Origin of the sequence: Psychrobacter sp. Choline-02u-9 (assembly GCF_002836505.1) — a bacterium.
Classification (GTDB): Bacteria; Pseudomonadota; Gammaproteobacteria; order Pseudomonadales; family Moraxellaceae; genus Psychrobacter.
In genome coordinates this window covers 50,797-68,373 of record NZ_PJBF01000045.1, presented here as the reverse complement: position 1 = coordinate 68,373, position 17,577 = coordinate 50,797, and the positions used below count along the sequence as shown (strand labels likewise).

Genomic DNA, 17,577 nt, shown 5'->3' with positions numbered 1-17,577 from the left:
AGTAATCAATGCTTAGTGCTTAGTATCGGTATCGGCAAGTAGGTTCAGTATGTCATTGAACCTAGCTCTGGATATAATCAAACAGCATGGCCACAACGTTAACATTCTTTATAGACGATACTCCATCCATAGTCAGTCGTTGAATACATCAGATATTCAGCGGCTGGCTGCACGCGATCTTATTTCTTTAAACCGGTCGATATGCCTTGAACATTGCACATGTATTCGGTCTAAGTTTCAATTAAGTTTATGAACGCTAGACGCTATATATAAAAATAAGATGATGACTAAATATATGCTATTCTCGATAATTTGATGGACTATTATAATAATAAACAGTGCTTTAGAGAACATCGTAATACTCTCTGTAAGTAACGCTCATAGCCCTATATCAGGCTATCCAAACATTGCTTCGATTGCGTGCCACTTTTTATTATTGCTGTGACTGATTGATATTTTAGTCATTCTATATCGAGTATTTCAATATTGACTGTACCTACAGAGAGTTATCATGAGCGATTTTGAAGAAACCCATTCTAAGCCGTCAGCTGAATCTGAGCTGCCGCCATATCGTCAAACTGACACTGTATCTAAAAGGCCATCTGCAAAACCACCAATATGGTTGTGGCCCGTGTTGGCAGCCGTGCTAGTGATAGGGGTGCTGCTTGGCAAATATTGGGGCAATGATAGTAATGCAGCTACAGATGAGTCAGCAACTGCTAATTCTGTCGCAAACGATCAGGCAACTGGTAGCGATGCCAGTATTGAGCAATCAGTACTCTCAGTAGAAACAGTCAGTCCAAGCCAAGATGATATCGGCAGCACGCTCAGTGCCGATGGAACCATCAATGCTAAAGATACTGCGAATGTCAGTGCAAAAGTCAATGGTGTGGCTATCGAGCGTATTTTGGTCGAAGAAGGCGACCGCGTCAGAGCGGGTCAAGTTTTAGCCGTGTTCGATACGGATGCTATGGAGCAGCAAGTACTACAGGCGCAAGCAGATGTCGCAGAAGCGGAAGCCACCCTTGCCAATGCCAGCGCTGATGCTGCACGTGTGCTGCCATTGATCGATATCGATGCCATCAGCAAACAAGAAGCCGACCGCTACCGTACCTCGGAAGTCCGTGCCAGAGCTTCTTTGCAAGCATCCAAAGCCCGTTTGAGCAATCAGCGTTTGACATTAGAGAACGCAAAAGTCGTCGCTCCTGTCAGCGGTATTATCAGTAAAAAAATGGTAGAAGTCGGTCAAGTGGCAGGTGGGGATCCATTATTTACGATTATCAAAGGCGGCGTTTTGGAATGGCGAGCAGATATAGATCCTAAGCTTGTCGGTGATATAAATGTCGGTACGCCTGTACAAGTCAGCCTACCCGGTGGTGATACAGTGATGGGGCAAGTAAACCGCATCGCACCTACCGCAGACAACAACCGCCAAATTACGATTTATGCCAGCCTAGCTGCCAACTCAAAGATACGTGCAGGCATGTATCAAACAGGCGAATTCCTATTAGGAAGTACCAGTACGCAAACGATTCCTAATAGCGCCGTGGTCAGCAATGATGGTTATGATTATGTGATGCTCGTTACCGAATCGACTACTCGAGACGATCGGTCGATGGGACGTATCAAGCAGCAGCGAGTGACATTGGGTGAGCGGTTGGGCGAGAGCGTAGCAGTGTTAGAGCCTTTGCCAAGTGACAGTCGTATCGTAAAACAGGGCGGTAGCTTCTTAAATGATGGTGACCTAGTGCGCGTTGTTAATGGTGTGTCTCAAACCAGTAAGCCAGTGCAGGCACAGCCATGAGCTTAAACGTCTCCGCTTATTCGATTAAAAACCCGCTCGTTGCTATCTTGCTGTTTGTACTGCTGACGTTGGGCGGCATTTACGGTTTCATGAAAATGAAAGTCCAGCAGTTTCCGGACATAGACTTGCCAGCAGTGGTGGTGACGGTGACGCTACCAGGTGCTGCGCCTTCACAGCTCGAAAACGATATCGCCAAAAAGATTGAAAATAAACTGACCAGTATCGAAGGCGTGAGTCATATTCGTACCACGTTACAGACGGGTGCGGCGACCATTGCCACCGAATTTACCTTAGAAAAAGACATTCAAGAAGCGGTAGACGATGTGCGCTCAGCAGTCGGTGAAGTACGTGGTGATCTACCAGCTGCGGCCAACGATCCTATCATTACCAAAGTATCTACCGCTGGGTTTCCAGTGGTTACGTACTCTGTTGCTGCTGAAAATATGAGCGTGGAGGATCTATCGTGGTTTGTTGATGATACCGTTACCAAGCGGCTATCTGACATACCAGGCGTTAGTACCGTAAGCCGTGTTGGTGGGTTGCAGCGTGAGATCACGGTTGCTGCTGACCCAATTACGTTAAGTGGTCTGAAGTTTTCTATTTCGCAATTATCGCAGCAAATCGCTGGTATCCAGCAAGACAGCTCTGGCGGGGAGGCAGAAGTTGGCAAGACGACTCAGACCATCCGTGTTCTCGGTGCTGTTGAGCGAGCAAATGAGCTAAACGATTTGCAAGTGGCTGTCCCTACGGGGGGCACACAAGCTTTAGGACGTATGGCAAAAATCACTGATGGCGCAGCAGATCCAAGCTCGATTGCTAAGCTGGACGGTCAAACCGTAGTGGCATTTAACATCACTCGCTCGCGCGGTGCCAGTGAAGTCGATGTGATGGAGCTGGTTGATGAGGAGCTTGCCAAGCTGACTGCTGATGTCGGCAATATCAGTATTGAAAAAGTCTATGACCGAGCCACACCCATTGCAGAAGATTATGAAGCCTCGTTAAGAATGCTCATCGAAGGAGGGTTGTTGGCTGTAGTAGTAGTCTTCCTGTTTTTGCGCAATATTCGCGCGACTATCGTTGCTGCAGTCGCTTTACCGTTATCAGTCATTCCTACCTTTTTAGGTATGTATCTGTTTGGCTTTAGTCTTAATATCATCTCACTACTGGCATTGTCATTGGTCATTGGGGTGCTGGTCGATGATGCAATCGTTGAAGTCGAAAACATCATACGCCATCTACGTATGGGTAAGACGCCTTATGAAGCGGCTATGGAAGCCGCTGATGAAATTGGTCTGGCCGTCGTCGCCACCACTTTTACTTTGATTGCGGTGTTTTTACCAACAGCCTTTATGGGCGGTATCGTTGGACAGTTTTTCCGTCAGTTTGGTTGGACGGCTGCCTTATCAATTTTTGCCTCGCTGATGGTAGCGCGCCTGATTACCCCTATGATGGCAGCTTATATCTTGCGACCTGAGAAAAAGCACGTCGAAAAACAAAGCGCGATGATGAAGTACTATCTTAAGATTGTGTCTTGGACCCTACATCATCGTTGGTTGACCATGGGTGCAACGCTTGTTTTATTTGTAGCATCGCTAGCTCTGGTTAAGCTGTTACCCACGTCATTTATCCCTGATAATGATATCGATCAAACTCGAGTGGCTATTGAGCTGACACCTGACGTGTCGTTGGCAGATACTGAGCGCGTGGCAGCGCTAGCGAGTGCTCGCATTTTGGCCATGCCTGAGGTGACCAATATCTTTACCTCAGTGGGAGAGGCGCAGGCGTCGATGGGTGCGTCGGATGGTGGCGGCGGTAAGGCTGAAAACATCGCGGGCTTGGATATCGTACTTGCTCCGCGTGCAGAACGAGGCACTAAGCAAGAGATAGAGCGCAAAATTAGCAAACTGATGACAGAAGTGCCAGGAGCACGGTTTACAGTCGGTCTATCGAGTGGGGGTGAGAGCGGTTATAACTTTTCATTGACCAGTACCAATCCGCAATTGCTTGAACAAACTGCACAAAAAATCATGTCTGAGATTCGAGGGCTACCAAGTGCAGGCGCTGTGACTAGTGATCGCAGTCTGCCACGCCAAGAGCTAACGGTAACGCCAGATAGATTGGCAATGGCTGATAAAGGGGTGACCACGCAAGATATCGCTACGACTCTACGTGTGGCGACCGTAGGCGACTATGAACAGCAATTGTCCAAGCTTAATCTTGATACACGCCAAGTACCAATCGTCGTACGTCTACCTGATGTGGCTAAGCAAAATGTTAGTCAGCTAGAAGGTTTGTACGTGCCGAGTACTATGCCTGCAGGTCAAGGCGTGCGCGTCGGTGAGGTTGCTACGCTAGACTTTGGCACTGGGCCTGCGCAGATTAGCAGACTGGATCGAGAGCGTGCTATTAGTATCACGGTACAACCTGCGAGTGGCGAGCTTGGCGATTTGGTACAGGCGGTAAAAGCAGTACCGACCATGCAGCAACTGCCGCCTTCGATTACCATTATCGACCAAGGTCAAGCCGAAAACATGGCAGACCTCTTTAGTGGCTTTATCATTGCGATGTCCGTCGGTGTGGTTTGTATTTTAGGCGTGCTGATTCTACTTTTTGGTCGTTTGTTGCAGCCTTTTACCATTCTGATGGCGTTACCTCTGTCGATTGGTGGGGCGTTTGTCGGCTTGGTTATTACAAATAGCAGCTTATCGATGCCTTCGATGATTGGTTTTATTATGCTCATGGGTATTGCGACCAAAAACTCAATCCTGCTGGTCGATTACGCGTTGATTGCCCAACGCCGAGGGCTGGCGCGTTTTGAGGCTATCGTAGATGCATGCCGCAAGCGTGCACGGCCTATTATCATGACAACTATTGCGATGGGTGCAGGTATGTTGCCCCTAGTATTTGGTTGGGGTGATGCAGATCCTACTTTTAGGCGACCGATGGCAGCAGCGGTACTGGGTGGTCTGGTGACCTCTACGCTATTGAGCTTGGTTGTTATTCCTGTCGTCTATACCTTGATGGATGATCTATCAGGATGGTTTGCTAAGTGGTTGGCTCCACATGGCAAACCTAGTGACTCCTAATAGTTACTTCTCATAGTCACTTCTCATAGAGAGCCAAATAGCTAACCAAATAGTGAGCCAAGACACGACACAATAGTAGCAATGTGGAAAATGCTGAATGATTAACACGCTCTCGATTAGGTCATACACTCGTCAGACTAGAGGACATTCTCATGACTTTCATCAGATTGTTTTGCCTTTGCGAGGGGCAATCAATATCGAAGTTGGGAGCTATACTGGAAAAGTTATCCCAAGCGAATGTGTTGTCGTTAAGGCAAATGAAAAGCACTACTTTAGCGCTGAAGAGAATGCAAAGTTTATCGTTGTGGATACAGATCTGTTGCCAGAAAATGTGCTTCATGCATCACAAATTGTTTTTTCTATAAGTTCTCCATTGTTGGCTTTTTTGGAGTTTTCAGAAAGTCAGTTAAGGTATCAAATCAATCCTGAAGTAGAGAGATTAATGTTTGATACCTTTTATAAGCTTCTAGAACAACAAAATCTATTTGTGCAATATGACGCTCGAATTAGAGAAGTCGTCGCATATATTCATCACAATTTTGCTAAAAACCTTTCTGTCGAAGTGTTGGCGGATATCTCTTGTCTCAGTGCCACACAGTTCAAAAAGAACTTCAAATCGCAAACAAGCCAAACCGTTACTGAGTACATCACAAAGATCAGAATGCAAAAGGCGCAAGCTTTGTTACTACATACGGATTCACCTATCGCTATCATAGCCGAACTGGTTGGTTATACGGATGTTAGTGCTTTTAGCCGCCGCTTTTCTAAATATTTTGGCATTGCCCCTTCCAAATTAAAACACGTCTAACCAGACATGCAAACCGTCTAATCTGCACAAATAGTAGTCTATAACCCTCTATAATAATGTTATTCATTATAACGTTAGAGGTAGCTACTATGCTGCAGAATAAATCTAGTCTAAGTGCTATTTTATGTGTGATAGCTGCCAGTGTTCTTTGGGGAACGACAGGTACAGCCTCTGCTTTTATACCTGACGTTAGTCCATTAGCCGTTGGTGCGTTTTCGATGGGGATAGGCGGTGTATTGCTAGTATTGAATGCTAAGAATAATTTATTAAGCGATAGACAGAAACTACTTTCTAAACCCAGTCTCTTATTCATCGGTAGTCTATGCGTTGCTATCTATCCTTTGGCTTTTTATTCCTCCATGAGATTGGCAGGTGTCGCTATTGGTACAGTGATCTCAATTGCTAGCGCACCATTTTTCACTGTTATCATGGAGCGTCTAATTAGCAATAAAAGAGTCACTAGTCGATGGATGGTAAGTTTTATATTTGGTGTGGTTGGCGTTATTTTTCTTACTTTAGGGAAAACCCAATATTTGGATATAAGCGCACAAGCAAATAATCGAATACTAGGCGTGTTGTTAGGGTTAGTTGCAGGATTGACCTATGCCACATACTCATGGACAGCACGTCAAATGATAGAGAACGGGGTAAACTCGAAATCAGCGATGGCCAGTATGTTTGGTCTGTCGGCGATCTTATTGTTGCCATCATTATTATTAACAGGGGGAAACCTGTTTTTGGATGCAAAACATATAAGCGTTGCCCTATATCTGGCAATTGCGCCGATGTTCTTTGGTTATTTACTTTTTGGTCAAGCGTTGAGAGTGATTGAGGCGAGCAAAGCGACGCTTATCACGTTACTAGAACCTATCGTGGCCACTATATTGGCTATCATTATAATCGGTGAAATATTCTCTCCTATCGGCTGGCTAGGCATGTCACTCATGATAGTCTGTCTTTTATTGCAGGTAATGAAGACGCCAAAACTGACAGGTTATCGAGGAAGGCGTGCACTATATAAGTAATCAAACAATTAGCAAAACAATGTTGCTGATAACAAGCAGTGTTTTTGATGAGTGATTGCCTACTAAGTATGACTCTTTGTATGACGTTAGTCTAAAACTGGTAAGTTGAATGGATTAGTTGGGTCAGTCTTTGCTATAGTCTGTCCAATCAAATTTATTGAAGAAATTGTTTACCTCTTATAGCACTATTTTAATTTTACTAATAGATTGATAGCTGCTAGAGCGATAAACCAATCACTATAAATTAATCTCTAAAAAAACTAGAAAATAAGGAATAACTATGATTAATGCATATGCAGCAAAAGAGAAAGGTGGCAAATTTGAGCCTTATGAATATGATCCAGGTGCTCTAGGCGATCACGAAGTAGAAATCGAAGTATAGTCAAGTCTATATAAATCCGCTACAGCGTCATCCTCGCTAAGCATACTAATGTATAACTTGCACTCGGTTTCCTTGTATCGAAATTATATTGAACTGACAATACATAGCTGCGGTATCTGCCATAGTGATTTATCAATGTGGCAAAATGAATGGGGTATGACTTAATATCCGTTTGTCGGTGGGCATGAGGTTGCAGGTAAAGTCCTCAATAAAGGCAAGCACGTCAAGCATTTAGAGTTGGGCGACAAAGTGGGACTTAGTTGGCATAAAGGGTACTGTAACATTTGTGATCTATGCATCGATGGAGACCACAACCTATGCCCTGAGCAAGAAGGTACAATTATCGGTAACCACGGCGGCTTTGCAGATAAAGTACGCGCAAAAGATACTAGCGTCATCAAGATACCTGAAGGGCTTGATTTTAACGCGGTAGGACCACTGCTATGTGGCGGTATCACAGTGTTTAACCCACTTATGCAGTACGACATCAAACCAACTTCTAGAGTGGCTGTAATTGGTATTGGTGGCTTGGGTCATTTGGCATTGCAGTTTGCCAATGCGTGGGGCTGTGAAGTGACGGCATTTACCAGTGAATCAAAAATGGAAGAAGCAAAAGAGATGGGCGCTCACCATTCACTAAACTCAAGAGATGATAGCGAAATTGAAAAAGCCGCAGGTTCTTTTGATTTAATCATCTCAACAGTGAACGTTGATATGAACTGGGATGTCGTGATCAAAACGCTAAGACCAAAAGGTAAGCTGCATTTTGTTGGACTGCTAGAAGCACCACTAGAGATATCGGCTGCACCAATGATTATGGCTCAAAACAGTCTATCAGGCTCGCCAGTTGGCTCACCAGCGACGCTACGTAAAATGCTAGATTTTGCTGCGCGCCATAATATTCAGCCCGTCACTGAAACATACAAAATGTCTGAGATTAATGAAGCGTTTGAGCGATTAGAGAGTGGCAATGCTCGCTATAGAGTGGTGCTAGAGAGAGACTAAACGTCGTTACAGGCAACTAAAACAAGCCACCAAATAAGCACAATAATAGTGATACTCTAATTAATAGATAGAGTGTCACTATTTTTTTGTATCGAAATTCTGCTTTTCACCAGTTTTTAAAATATGAGGATTATTTGGAGCTGGATATAAGTATCTTTATTTAATTTTTGCTCAGGCAATTATTACTACTTTTTTAAACTGCTAGTAGGTTGTTTTAAAACTATAAAAAAACCCTGCTACTGAGTTTACAATAGCAAGGGTAAATATTTGTCTTTTCAGAGCTGTCGTAGAGTAGTTTTTCTTATTCTACCGTGACTGATTTTGCCAAATTGCGTGGCTGGTCGACGTCTGTGCCACGCATTACTGCTACATGGTATGACAACAGCTGCACAGGTACGCTGTAGACGATAGGGGCAAGCGTCTCGCAAACATCAGGTACATATACTAAGTGCAGTCTATCTTCAGCGACCATTTGACTGGCTTCGCTAGCGAACACAAATAGCTCGCCATGACGCGCATGCACTTCTTGCATGTTGGCTTTTAATTTATCAAACATACTGTCTTTAGGTGCTAATACCACAATTGGCATATCTTTATCGACCAATGCTAATGGACCGTGTTTGAGCTCGCCTGCCGCATAACCTTCGGCATGAATGTAAGAAATTTCTTTTAGCTTTAACGCGCCTTCTAGCGCAATCGGGAACTGTAGTCCGCGACCTAAAAATAGACAGCTTTTCTTATCTTCAAAGCTTTCACTCATGGTCTTGATAGGAGCATCAAGGTTTAAGCTGGCGTAGAGTTGTCCTGGTAATTGATGCAACTCACTTAATAACGTATTTAAGTGTTCGTCAGTCATACGCTTCTGCGTGACACCAACTTTTAATATCAACAATATCAAAGCCACAAGCTGAGTGGTAAATGCTTTGGTAGAGGCAACGCCAATCTCAGGTCCTGCTAACGTTGGCAAGAAGATATCTGTTTCGCGTACCAACGATGACGTCGGTACATTACATAATGCCAAGCTGACTAAGCCTGCTGGTGTTTGCTTCTGGATATCACGTAATGCTGATAAGGTGTCAGCCGTTTCACCAGATTGAGAAATACAGATGACCAAAGTATTATCGACGACGACAGGATTGCGATAGCGGAATTCGCTGGCAACCTCGACCGAGCAAGGTATACGAATAAGGTTCTCAAACCAGTATTTTGCGACCATACCGGCATGATAACTGGTACCACAAGCAATCACTTGTACATGACGAATACCTGACAACAGTGTCTCATGACGCTGTAAAAAATCGTCGCGTAGTTTAGTCGTTTCACCATTGTCCAAAGCCATCTCGATCGTACGAGCGACGGCATCTGGCTGCTCGTAAATTTCTTTGAGCATATAATGTTTGAACTCGCCTTTATCGGCATTGTGCTGGGTTGCATCAATTTCATGTATTTGACGTTGGACTTCAACACCATCTGCATAAACTTGAATGCTATTGCGAGTTAATTTGGCGATATCGCCTTCTTCTAGATACATAAAGCGGTTAGTCACTGGCAGCAACGCCAACTGATCTGATGCGATAAAATTCTCACCGATACCAACACCAATCACTAAAGGTGAGCCTAGACGTACAGTAATGAGCTCATCAGGGCAATCTACATGGACGATACCCAATGCAAAAGCACCGTGCAGTAACGGGATAATGGTGCGTACTGCTTCTAACAAGTCAGGTGTCTTTTTGTAGATATCATGGATTAGATGCGCCACAACTTCAGTATCTGTCTGTGAAGTAAACACGTAGCCTTTGGCTATTAGCTCTTCTTTTAGTTCAGCGTAGTTTTCGACGATGCCGTTATGAACGACCGCAATCTTGCCTGATACGTGTGGGTGCGCATTACGCTGTGCCGGCTCACCATGAGTTGCCCAGCGTGTATGAGCAATACCGATATGACCATCAAAAAACTCTGGATTGATAGCAACGGCATTAACCAGTGCCTGTACTTTACCCACTTGGCGCTCACGGTGTAGTTCACCATCACGAATAACCGTCAGACCAGCTGAGTCATAGCCGCGATATTCTAAACGCTTTAGGCCTTCAAGTAAGATATTAGCGATATTTCGCTCAGCAACGGCGCCTACAATTCCACACATGGCTATTCCTTAGATTCAAATTTTAGTAGTTCAATATAGTGGGGTATAAAATAAAAAGACTAGCGACTGATCCATTACTCTGATCATCAATTGGCATATCAGTTTATAAATACGATAAAGCAGTACCACAAAGATTGAAGTACTGCTTAGGGTTGCTCAAGAGTGATGGTCATTGATCACACTAGCAACGAGCTGGCTACTTCTTCGTCGGACGCTGAAAATCATTTTTTTGCACCTGACGCGCACGGCCAAAGGCCAAAGCATTGTTATCAACATCTTTGGTAACCACAGAACCTGCCGCCACAGTCGCAGTATTACCAATCGTCACAGGCGCAACCAAGCTAGCATTGGAACCGATAAAGGCATTATCTTGGATGATAGTTTGTGATTTATTGGCACCATCATAATTACAGGTAATAACACCAGCACCGATATTCACGCCTGTACCGACTGTTGCATCACCGACGTAGCTTAAGTGATTTACTTTACTGCCTTGACCAATAGTCGATTTCTTAATTTCGACAAAGTTACCAACTTTGCTGTTATCAGATAGTACGGTATCAGGACGCAAATGCGCAAAAGGCCCGATATCAACACCAGCACCAATATCGGCACGATCGATCACGCAATACGGTTTGATGTAGCAGGCATTACCAATCTTGGCATTTTTGATGACACAGCCCGCTTCGATATAGACGTTGTCACCCAAGGTACAGTCACCTTCAAACACCACATTAACGTCAATAAATACATCTTGACCAGCGCTTAACGTACCACGGATATCGACACGAGTAGGGTCGGCAAACTGTACGCCAGCTTCTTGTAAGTCAGCAACTAGCTTACGTTGCCAAGTGCGTTCTAGACTAGCAAGCTGTTGACGATTATTAACTCCTTCAATCTCAAACGTATGCTCAGGCTCAATCGCTGCGATAGTAATACCATCGGCAACTGCCATTTTGACGATATCCGTCAGATAATATTCTTGCTGTGCATTATCGTTAGAGAGCTCAGGCAAATATTTGTGCAGTAATGCATTATCGACGCAGTAGATACCGCTGTTAATTTCTTTAATACTTTGCTCTTCAGCATCGGCATCTTTTTGTTCAACGATGGCTTCAATATTACCTGCTTGGTCGCGTTTAATACGACCCAATCCAAATGGATTATCGACAGTCAACGTCAGCATCGACATACCATTAGTATTGGCAGTTTTTAATGCCGTTAGCGTCTCACAGCTGACCAATGGCACATCACCGTAAAGAATGAGACTTTGTCCTGACTTGGGTAAATCAGACAGTGTCACCTTGACCGCATGGCCAGTTCCCAATTGCTCAGTTTGAGCAACCCAAGTAATTGATGCTTGTGTATATTGATTGGTAATTTCTGACTTTACTTGATCGCCACCAAAGCCATGAACAATGATGGTTTCATCAACAGTGAGCTGATGGCACGTATCTAGTACATGGCCTAATAAAGACTTCCCAGCCAATGTCTGCAATACCTTTGGCTTTGCCGATTGCATACGTGTGCCTTTACCGGCAGCTAAAATAATTACAGAAAGAGGAGATGTCATAATAGGCTCGCAAATGTAACAAAATATAATATTGGATTATAGCGCAAATGTTCAGTTAGAAAAACACTGTGATGTGCAGGCTTTGTAATGCAACCTGCTAACAATAGATCAATTGTCGATGCAGGAGAGTAGCGTTCAAATTGATAACGTTGCTAGGATAAGCGATTATAGAATAGCCAATTCAGTATCGTAGTAGTATGGGTAGCTTATAACAGCACACCAAACATAACCGCTACCCATACTACTGCTGCCATGATACCGGCGATGATGTCATCAAGCATAATGCCTAACCCACCAGCAACCCTTTTATCAGCCCATCCAATCGGTGGCGGCTTAACGATATCAAAAAATCGAAATAAGATAAAAGCGAAAACAATGGCGAAAATAGAAAGCTCTTGAGACACATTTTGCCAGAAGTTATCGTCAGCAATCCCCATATAAGACAAGGGTAGTAGGGTAATCCAAATACCTGCCCACTCATCCCAAACGATATGCGGATCATCATGACCTTGCATCAACTCAGCAGTACGTCCGCAAATCCAAACGCCCAAAATACAAGATAGAATTGTCAAAATGAGAAAAGGTACAAAGCCCAAACTCAACAATGGTATGGCAATGATTAACCCACCAACAGTACCCCAAGTGCCAGGTGCACGGCGCGGCAGACCACTACCTAAACCTAGCCCAAGCCAATAAACCACACGGTCAAGCACGCTAGCACCGACTGGTAAGGGTGGGCAGTCATTTGCTTTACGGATGTCAGGCTTAGATAAGTCGTGATCAGTCATGGATTAGCCTGTAAAGTGTTGGTAACCAGTAAGATTAGGCCACGTTAAAAACGGTGCGGGCTGAGTTGGCGTCACTGGCTGATTTTTATAAAACAGTTCAAGACGTGAGTTATCAGGAGACTTGGTATCTATCGCTATCGGATCTGCTAGTGCAATTACCTCGCCGATACAAGTGACAGGTGTGTTGCCAGTAGGCGGTTTGATATGTGCAGGTAAGGTAAACGCTAATTCGTAGTCATCGCCGCCCGTTAGTTGACATAACAAACGCTCAGATAACTCTACCGTGGCTAGTAACTCGCTACTCGGTAGCTTGTCTAAATGGATGCGCATGCCTACAGAGCTTTGCTGACAGATATGCCCAAGATCTTGATAAAGACCGTCAGAGATATCTATCATCGCTGTGGCACCGATCTTTGCCAATGCTGCACCTAGTGCAATACGCGGCGTTGGCATATGTAGACGATGTGCCAACTCGATACCTTGTGCGCTGTCAGGATGTTGCAAGGCGAAAGCAGCATCACCAAGTGTGCCTGAAACATAAACTTTGTCACCAACTTGCGCACCTGATCGATAAATGGCTGGTGTATCTGCAGCGAGCAACCCTTGCGCGCTGATGCTAAGCACTAAACGCTCACTGCGCGTCGTATCACCACCTATCAGCGTCACGCCAAACAGCTGGCAAGCATGAAACAGCCCTTTGGCAAATTCAGTAAGCCATTCGTGTTTTGCCAAACGTTCAGGTAATGCCAGCGCTAGCATAATGCTATGCGGCGTCGCACCCATAGCAGCGATGTCTGAGACATTAACGGCCACGGCTTTATAGCCAATCGCAAATGCTAATTCGTCGACTCTTTGCCAGTCAGCATGAAAGTGACGACCTTGAACCAGTGTATCAATACAGCTAACCAAGCGTGATCCTGCTGGCAATGCCATCACAGCCGCGTCGTCACCGATACCTTTTTCGATACCAGTTAATGGCGCATGCGTGGCCTGCATCTGTGAGAATATACGCTCAATCAGCTCAAACTCGTTCATGGCTAGTCTTAGTCTTAATCTTTAGTATCGTTAGCGTTTTTCTTACTCGCCTTAAAGTCACTGATATTTGCACTGGCTTTACTGGCACTACTGCGTTTAACGTTGGCTTTGTTAGCACTGATACGCGGCTTGTTTGATGCAGTCGGCTCATCGACGATAGCGCTTTCTGTTTCAGCAGCAGTTTCGATATTATCGGCTGAACTTACTTCAGGCTGTTTAGCCGCCGCTTTTTGTGACGTACGTAGATTGGCATTGGTATCTGCTTGTACCTCTAAAGCGCGCAGCTCACCAGCCATTTTATCCAGTACCGCATTGATCAATTTATGAGCATCAGTCGCCCCAAAGTGATTGTTTAGCTTCATCGCTTCATCAAGCACGACTTTATAAGGAATCTCTACACGGTTTTGCAGCTCATACGCGCCAATCAACAAAATAGCGTGCTCAACCGTATCTAGCTTATCAACCTCACGATCGAGATGCTGACTGATAATCGCATCGAGTGCTTCAATTTGCTCTGGGATGTCGCGCATCATTTCATGATAATAACCGATATGGACGGTATGCATAGCATTGGTTGCACGCGTACGGGCAGCAATATCATGTGGAGCATTGGCTTTCCAGCCAAGCTTGCCATCTACATCAAAGCGGCGGTCGGTGACGAGCCACTCATATAGACCTTGCATAGCAAAGCGGCGCGCCTTACGGATAGCGGTGTGACTGGTCTTATAAGAAGACTCACTCATATCGAAGGTTTGATCACCTGCACTACTGCTCGCTATACGGGTAGCTTCAGCTTGTCCATCATTGGCTTGTGCGGTTTTCGCAGCGCTGATAGCGCGCTTGAGTTGGTCAGTCATAGGGGGTCTGTACCTAAATTTTTGAGATGATACCCAGTCAAAATATAAATTAACAAAGTAGCTTTTTAGCTTTGTTTATTCAAAATTTTAAAGGGTATAGAAATACGGCGAAAATTCAAAAAATAGCCAGTGTGTTGATAGCTGGCGTCATGTTACAAGGTGCTGCTATTGCTCAATAGCAGCACCAGTTAGACTAATAAATTTGAGCTTTAAGGCTTAAGCTTCATCGATATCATCAATATCAAGCTGTGACAAAACAGCGATCATTTCTAGCACAACCATCGCAGCTTCAGAGCCTTTATTACCTGCTTTTGTACCAGAGCGCTCAATAGCTTGCTCGATGCTATCAGTGGTGATGATACCGTTAGCAACAGGGATATTATAATCCATTGCCACAGCGCTCAAACCTTTGGCCGACTCGCTAGCTACAATATCAAAGTGCGGCGTGCTGCCACGGATGATTGCACCCAATGCCACAATTGCGTCAAAACGATCTGATTCCGCAGCGCGCTGGGCCACAAGAGGTAGCTCAAATGCGCCAGGCACGCGAATAACGGTAATATTGCTACCCAATACACCATGACGGAGTAGGGCATCAATTGCACCATCAACTAATGACTCAACGACAAAACCGTTAAAACGACCAACAACGATACCAATGCGAGCATCAGCGTTTTGATGTAGGTTACCATCGATATGAGTCACGTCGTTGCGCTGCTGTTGTAAATTCGACATAAAAAATCCTTTGCTTAATAAGCGTTCAATTGAAATATAGGCGTCAATAAATAGCTAAATAGTCTGATGCGTTCAATCGATTCGGTCACCTATTGTTTTGGCGTTGCCCTAGTTAATTGAACGAAAATAAATGGTTAGCGCTATGATAGCATTTTTTTGGGTTTTATTTGTATATTACGAGCGTGCTAAAGACGCATCTGTATTCCTTGCGCTGCCATATACTCTTTGGCCTCCAATACCGTGTACTCACCGAAGTGAAAAATACTGGCGGCAAGTACGGCATCGACACCGCCTTCTAGTACGCCTTCTGCTAAATGTTGTAGGTTACCGACGCCGCCTGAGGCGATAACTGGTACATTAACGCGGCTCGTAATTTGCTGCATCAGCGCCAAATCATAGCCTTTTTTGGTGCCATCACCGTCCATCGAGGTGACTAGTAATTCACCAGCGCCCAGCTCTGCCATTTTGCTCGCCCAAGCAACGGCATCGATACCCGTTGGCTTACGGCCACCATGAGTGAAAATCTCCCAACGTGGTACGACAATACCATCGACGTTGATATCAGCGACGCGTTTGGCATCGATGGCAACGACGATACACTGGTTGCCAAATTTCTGCGCGGCTTCACCAACGAACTCCGGCGTAAATACGGCTGCTGAGTTAATCGCCACTTTATCCGCGCCAGCATTGAGCAAATTGCGGATATCAGCAATTTTTCGAACACCGCCCCCAACAGTTAGCGGAACGAATACCGTTTCTGCCATGCGTTCAACAGTATGATAAGTGGTGTCGCGCTCATCATTGGTCGCAGTAATATCCAAAAAAGTAATCTCATCAGCGCCCTGTTCGTTGTAGCGTTTGGCTACTTCGACAGGATCGCCTGCGTCTTTTATATCGACAAACTGCACGCCTTTGACCACGCGGCCATTGTCTACGTCCAAGCAAGGAATGATACGCTTTGCTAACATAGGGTCTTTCACCTTATAATCAATTCATAGGCGCTAGTCTAGCAAAATCACTGCTATTTCAGGCAGGTTTTCGCAAGATTATTACGCTTTTCACCATAGTTTTATCATGCGCGGTACAATTGCTGTCATTACCGCATAAATTTATCCTATTTAACTTCTTATCCAATTGCTATAAGTGAGATGTCATGTCCGTCTATACCCAGTTAACCGATGATCAGTTTGCCACCTTTTGCCAAAGCTTTGGCGTGTCGTTTGCCCGCGCGATTCCGATCACTCAAGGTATTAAAAACTCAAACTGGTTTATTCAAACGACTGACGATGTAGACGGCACGTACTCTTACGTATTCACTTTATTTGAAGAGCGTCCACCTGCTGATATCGAAAAAATGGCCGTTATTCTTAATCAATTAAATGGCAAATTACCAGTTGCCGCGCCGCTAGCCGTTGTTGAATCAAATGGTTCGCAAACGGATAACGATGATAAGCGTTATGTCATCCATTATGAAGACAAAGCGATTACGCTAGTGCCGTGTCTAACAGGTTCACATCCAGATCAAACCACGCAAGCAATGTGTCATGATATTGGCGCGGCATTAGCGATGCTGCATGAAACGCTACAAGCACTACAACCAAGTGAGCAATATGGCGTGCCTTTGTACCCATGGGCAGATGTGCGCGACCGTGAAATGCAGTTTATGCCAGGTGACGAAGCTAAGCTGATGAGCGATATCTGGCGCTCTTATTCGGAATTACCACTGGCAACCTTGCCAAAAGGTTTATGCCATTTAGACATGTTCGCTGACAATACCTTATGGAATCTACAAAAAGGCGAAGCGCGGCTGACGGGCCTGTTGGATTTTACCGAAGTCAGCGTTGAGCATTATGTGATGGATATTGCGATCACTATCAATGATTTTTGTACCACGTGGGGTGTTGCAGAACAAGGCGAATCCGTTAACTTTGATCGTAGTAAAATGGCAGCGTTCTTACAAGGTTATGAATCGATTCGCCCGCTAAATAACGACGAAAACCGTGCACTACCTGTTATGCTGGCAAAGGCAGCAGTGATTTTCTGGTTATTACGCCTAAACGTGATTCACTACAATCGTACCGAAGGCCGTACGGGTGATAACATCATGGTCAAAAACCCTGACTTGATGAAACGCTTGGCTGCTTATCATTGGGCGCATGTTGAAAAGTCGCAAAATACCGTATTTGTACTATTAAGCAAACCAGATAATCAAATAGTCGGCGTATTTAGCAGTATCACGCAAGCTGAGCAAGCGCAGGAAACATTAAATAGTAGTGAGTTTGCAATCAAAGAATATACGCTAGATCAATTGTCTTAAGCATTGCCTATTCATT

At 44.7% G+C, this 17,577-nt stretch carries 13 protein-coding genes and 1 pseudogene; 7 read left to right on the top strand and 7 right to left on the bottom strand.

From position 1 onward, the window contains the following. Positions 1–511: 511 nt before the first annotated feature. The 6 genes and pseudogenes from CXF69_RS05635 (at position 512) to CXF69_RS14635 (ending at position 8,110) form a co-directional block, all read left to right on the top strand. On the top strand, positions 512–1,804 hold the full coding sequence (locus tag CXF69_RS05635) for an efflux RND transporter periplasmic adaptor subunit (RefSeq protein WP_101205993.1): 1,293 nt from the start codon (positions 512–514) through the stop codon (positions 1,802–1,804). Next, a complete protein-coding gene (locus CXF69_RS05630; RefSeq protein WP_101205992.1) occupies positions 1,801–4,890 on the top strand; it encodes an efflux RND transporter permease subunit in 3,090 nt (1,029 codons plus the stop codon). Before CXF69_RS05635 ends, CXF69_RS05630 begins: the two co-directional genes overlap by 4 nt. 97 nt (positions 4,891–4,987) lie before the next feature. Then, on the top strand, positions 4,988–5,698 hold the full coding sequence (locus CXF69_RS05625) for an AraC family transcriptional regulator (RefSeq protein ID WP_101205991.1): 711 nt from the start codon (positions 4,988–4,990) through the stop codon (positions 5,696–5,698). 89 nt (positions 5,699–5,787) lie between these two features. After that, the gene (locus tag CXF69_RS05620; protein ID WP_101205990.1) at positions 5,788–6,723 is read left to right on the top strand and encodes a DMT family transporter; all 936 of its coding nucleotides are present in this window, start codon (positions 5,788–5,790) and stop codon (positions 6,721–6,723) included. Positions 6,724–7,282: 559 nt separating this feature from the next. After that, positions 7,283–7,504 (top strand): annotated as a pseudogene (locus CXF69_RS14640) (alcohol dehydrogenase catalytic domain-containing protein); the annotation flags it as partial. A 75-nt stretch (positions 7,505–7,579) separates the two neighbouring features. After that, a complete protein-coding gene (locus tag CXF69_RS14635; protein WP_228706743.1) occupies positions 7,580–8,110 on the top strand; it encodes a zinc-binding dehydrogenase in 531 nt (176 codons plus the stop codon). A gap of 301 nt (positions 8,111–8,411) precedes the next feature. Here the strand turns inward: CXF69_RS14635 and glmS are convergent, their stop codons facing one another. From glmS to hisF, 7 genes are all read right to left on the bottom strand, one after another. Next, positions 8,412–10,256, bottom strand: a complete 1,845-nt coding sequence (glmS, locus tag CXF69_RS05610; protein WP_102078391.1) for a glutamine--fructose-6-phosphate transaminase (isomerizing) — start codon at positions 10,254–10,256, stop codon at positions 8,412–8,414. A 196-nt stretch (positions 10,257–10,452) separates the two neighbouring features. Next, a complete protein-coding gene (gene glmU / locus CXF69_RS05605; protein ID WP_102078390.1) occupies positions 10,453–11,829 on the bottom strand; it encodes a bifunctional UDP-N-acetylglucosamine diphosphorylase/glucosamine-1-phosphate N-acetyltransferase GlmU in 1,377 nt (458 codons plus the stop codon). 206 nt (positions 11,830–12,035) lie between these two features. Then, positions 12,036–12,617 (bottom strand): phosphatidylglycerophosphatase A family protein, encoded by a 582-nt coding sequence (locus CXF69_RS05600; RefSeq protein ID WP_101205987.1) that lies wholly within the window; start codon positions 12,615–12,617, stop codon positions 12,036–12,038. Positions 12,618–12,620: 3 nt separating this feature from the next. Beyond that, complete coding sequence (gene thiL / locus CXF69_RS05595) at positions 12,621–13,652, bottom strand: thiamine-phosphate kinase (RefSeq protein WP_101205986.1); 1,032 nt, start codon at positions 13,650–13,652, stop codon at positions 12,621–12,623. A gap of 14 nt (positions 13,653–13,666) precedes the next feature. Next, positions 13,667–14,509, bottom strand: coding sequence for a transcription antitermination factor NusB (gene nusB / locus CXF69_RS05590; RefSeq protein WP_227522961.1), 843 nt, complete (start codon positions 14,507–14,509; stop codon positions 13,667–13,669). Between the two features lie 216 nt (positions 14,510–14,725). Next, on the bottom strand, positions 14,726–15,244 hold the full coding sequence (ribE, locus tag CXF69_RS05585; protein WP_057762077.1) for a 6,7-dimethyl-8-ribityllumazine synthase: 519 nt from the start codon (positions 15,242–15,244) through the stop codon (positions 14,726–14,728). A 185-nt stretch (positions 15,245–15,429) separates the two neighbouring features. Then, complete coding sequence (gene hisF / locus CXF69_RS05580) at positions 15,430–16,212, bottom strand: imidazole glycerol phosphate synthase subunit HisF (RefSeq protein WP_101205985.1); 783 nt, start codon at positions 16,210–16,212, stop codon at positions 15,430–15,432. Between the two features lie 185 nt (positions 16,213–16,397). On the opposite strand from hisF, the gene CXF69_RS05575 reads away from it, so the two are divergent. Continuing rightward, positions 16,398–17,561, top strand: a complete 1,164-nt coding sequence (locus CXF69_RS05575; protein ID WP_101205984.1) for a homoserine kinase — start codon at positions 16,398–16,400, stop codon at positions 17,559–17,561. The last annotated feature ends 16 nt before the right edge of the window (positions 17,562–17,577 follow it).

Coding starts and splice junctions, on each gene's coding strand:
- hisF (WP_101205985.1), bottom strand. CDS start 16,212: ATGTTAGCAAAGCGTATCATTCCTTGCTTGGACGTAGACAATGGCCGC.
- CXF69_RS05635 (WP_101205993.1), top strand. CDS start 512: ATGAGCGATTTTGAAGAAACCCATTCTAAGCCGTCAGCTGAATCTGAG.
- CXF69_RS05620 (WP_101205990.1), top strand. CDS start 5,788: ATGCTGCAGAATAAATCTAGTCTAAGTGCTATTTTATGTGTGATAGCT.
- thiL (WP_101205986.1), bottom strand. CDS start 13,652: ATGAACGAGTTTGAGCTGATTGAGCGTATATTCTCACAGATGCAGGCC.
- glmS (WP_102078391.1), bottom strand. CDS start 10,256: ATGTGTGGAATTGTAGGCGCCGTTGCTGAGCGAAATATCGCTAATATC.
- nusB (WP_227522961.1), bottom strand. CDS start 14,509: ATGACTGACCAACTCAAGCGCGCTATCAGCGCTGCGAAAACCGCACAA.
- CXF69_RS05625 (WP_101205991.1), top strand. CDS start 4,988: ATGATTAACACGCTCTCGATTAGGTCATACACTCGTCAGACTAGAGGA.
- ribE (WP_057762077.1), bottom strand. CDS start 15,244: ATGTCGAATTTACAACAGCAGCGCAACGACGTGACTCATATCGATGGT.
- CXF69_RS05575 (WP_101205984.1), top strand. CDS start 16,398: ATGTCCGTCTATACCCAGTTAACCGATGATCAGTTTGCCACCTTTTGC.
- CXF69_RS14635 (WP_228706743.1), top strand. CDS start 7,580: ATGCAGTACGACATCAAACCAACTTCTAGAGTGGCTGTAATTGGTATT.
- CXF69_RS05630 (WP_101205992.1), top strand. CDS start 1,801: ATGAGCTTAAACGTCTCCGCTTATTCGATTAAAAACCCGCTCGTTGCT.
- CXF69_RS05600 (WP_101205987.1), bottom strand. CDS start 12,617: ATGACTGATCACGACTTATCTAAGCCTGACATCCGTAAAGCAAATGAC.
- glmU (WP_102078390.1), bottom strand. CDS start 11,829: ATGACATCTCCTCTTTCTGTAATTATTTTAGCTGCCGGTAAAGGCACA.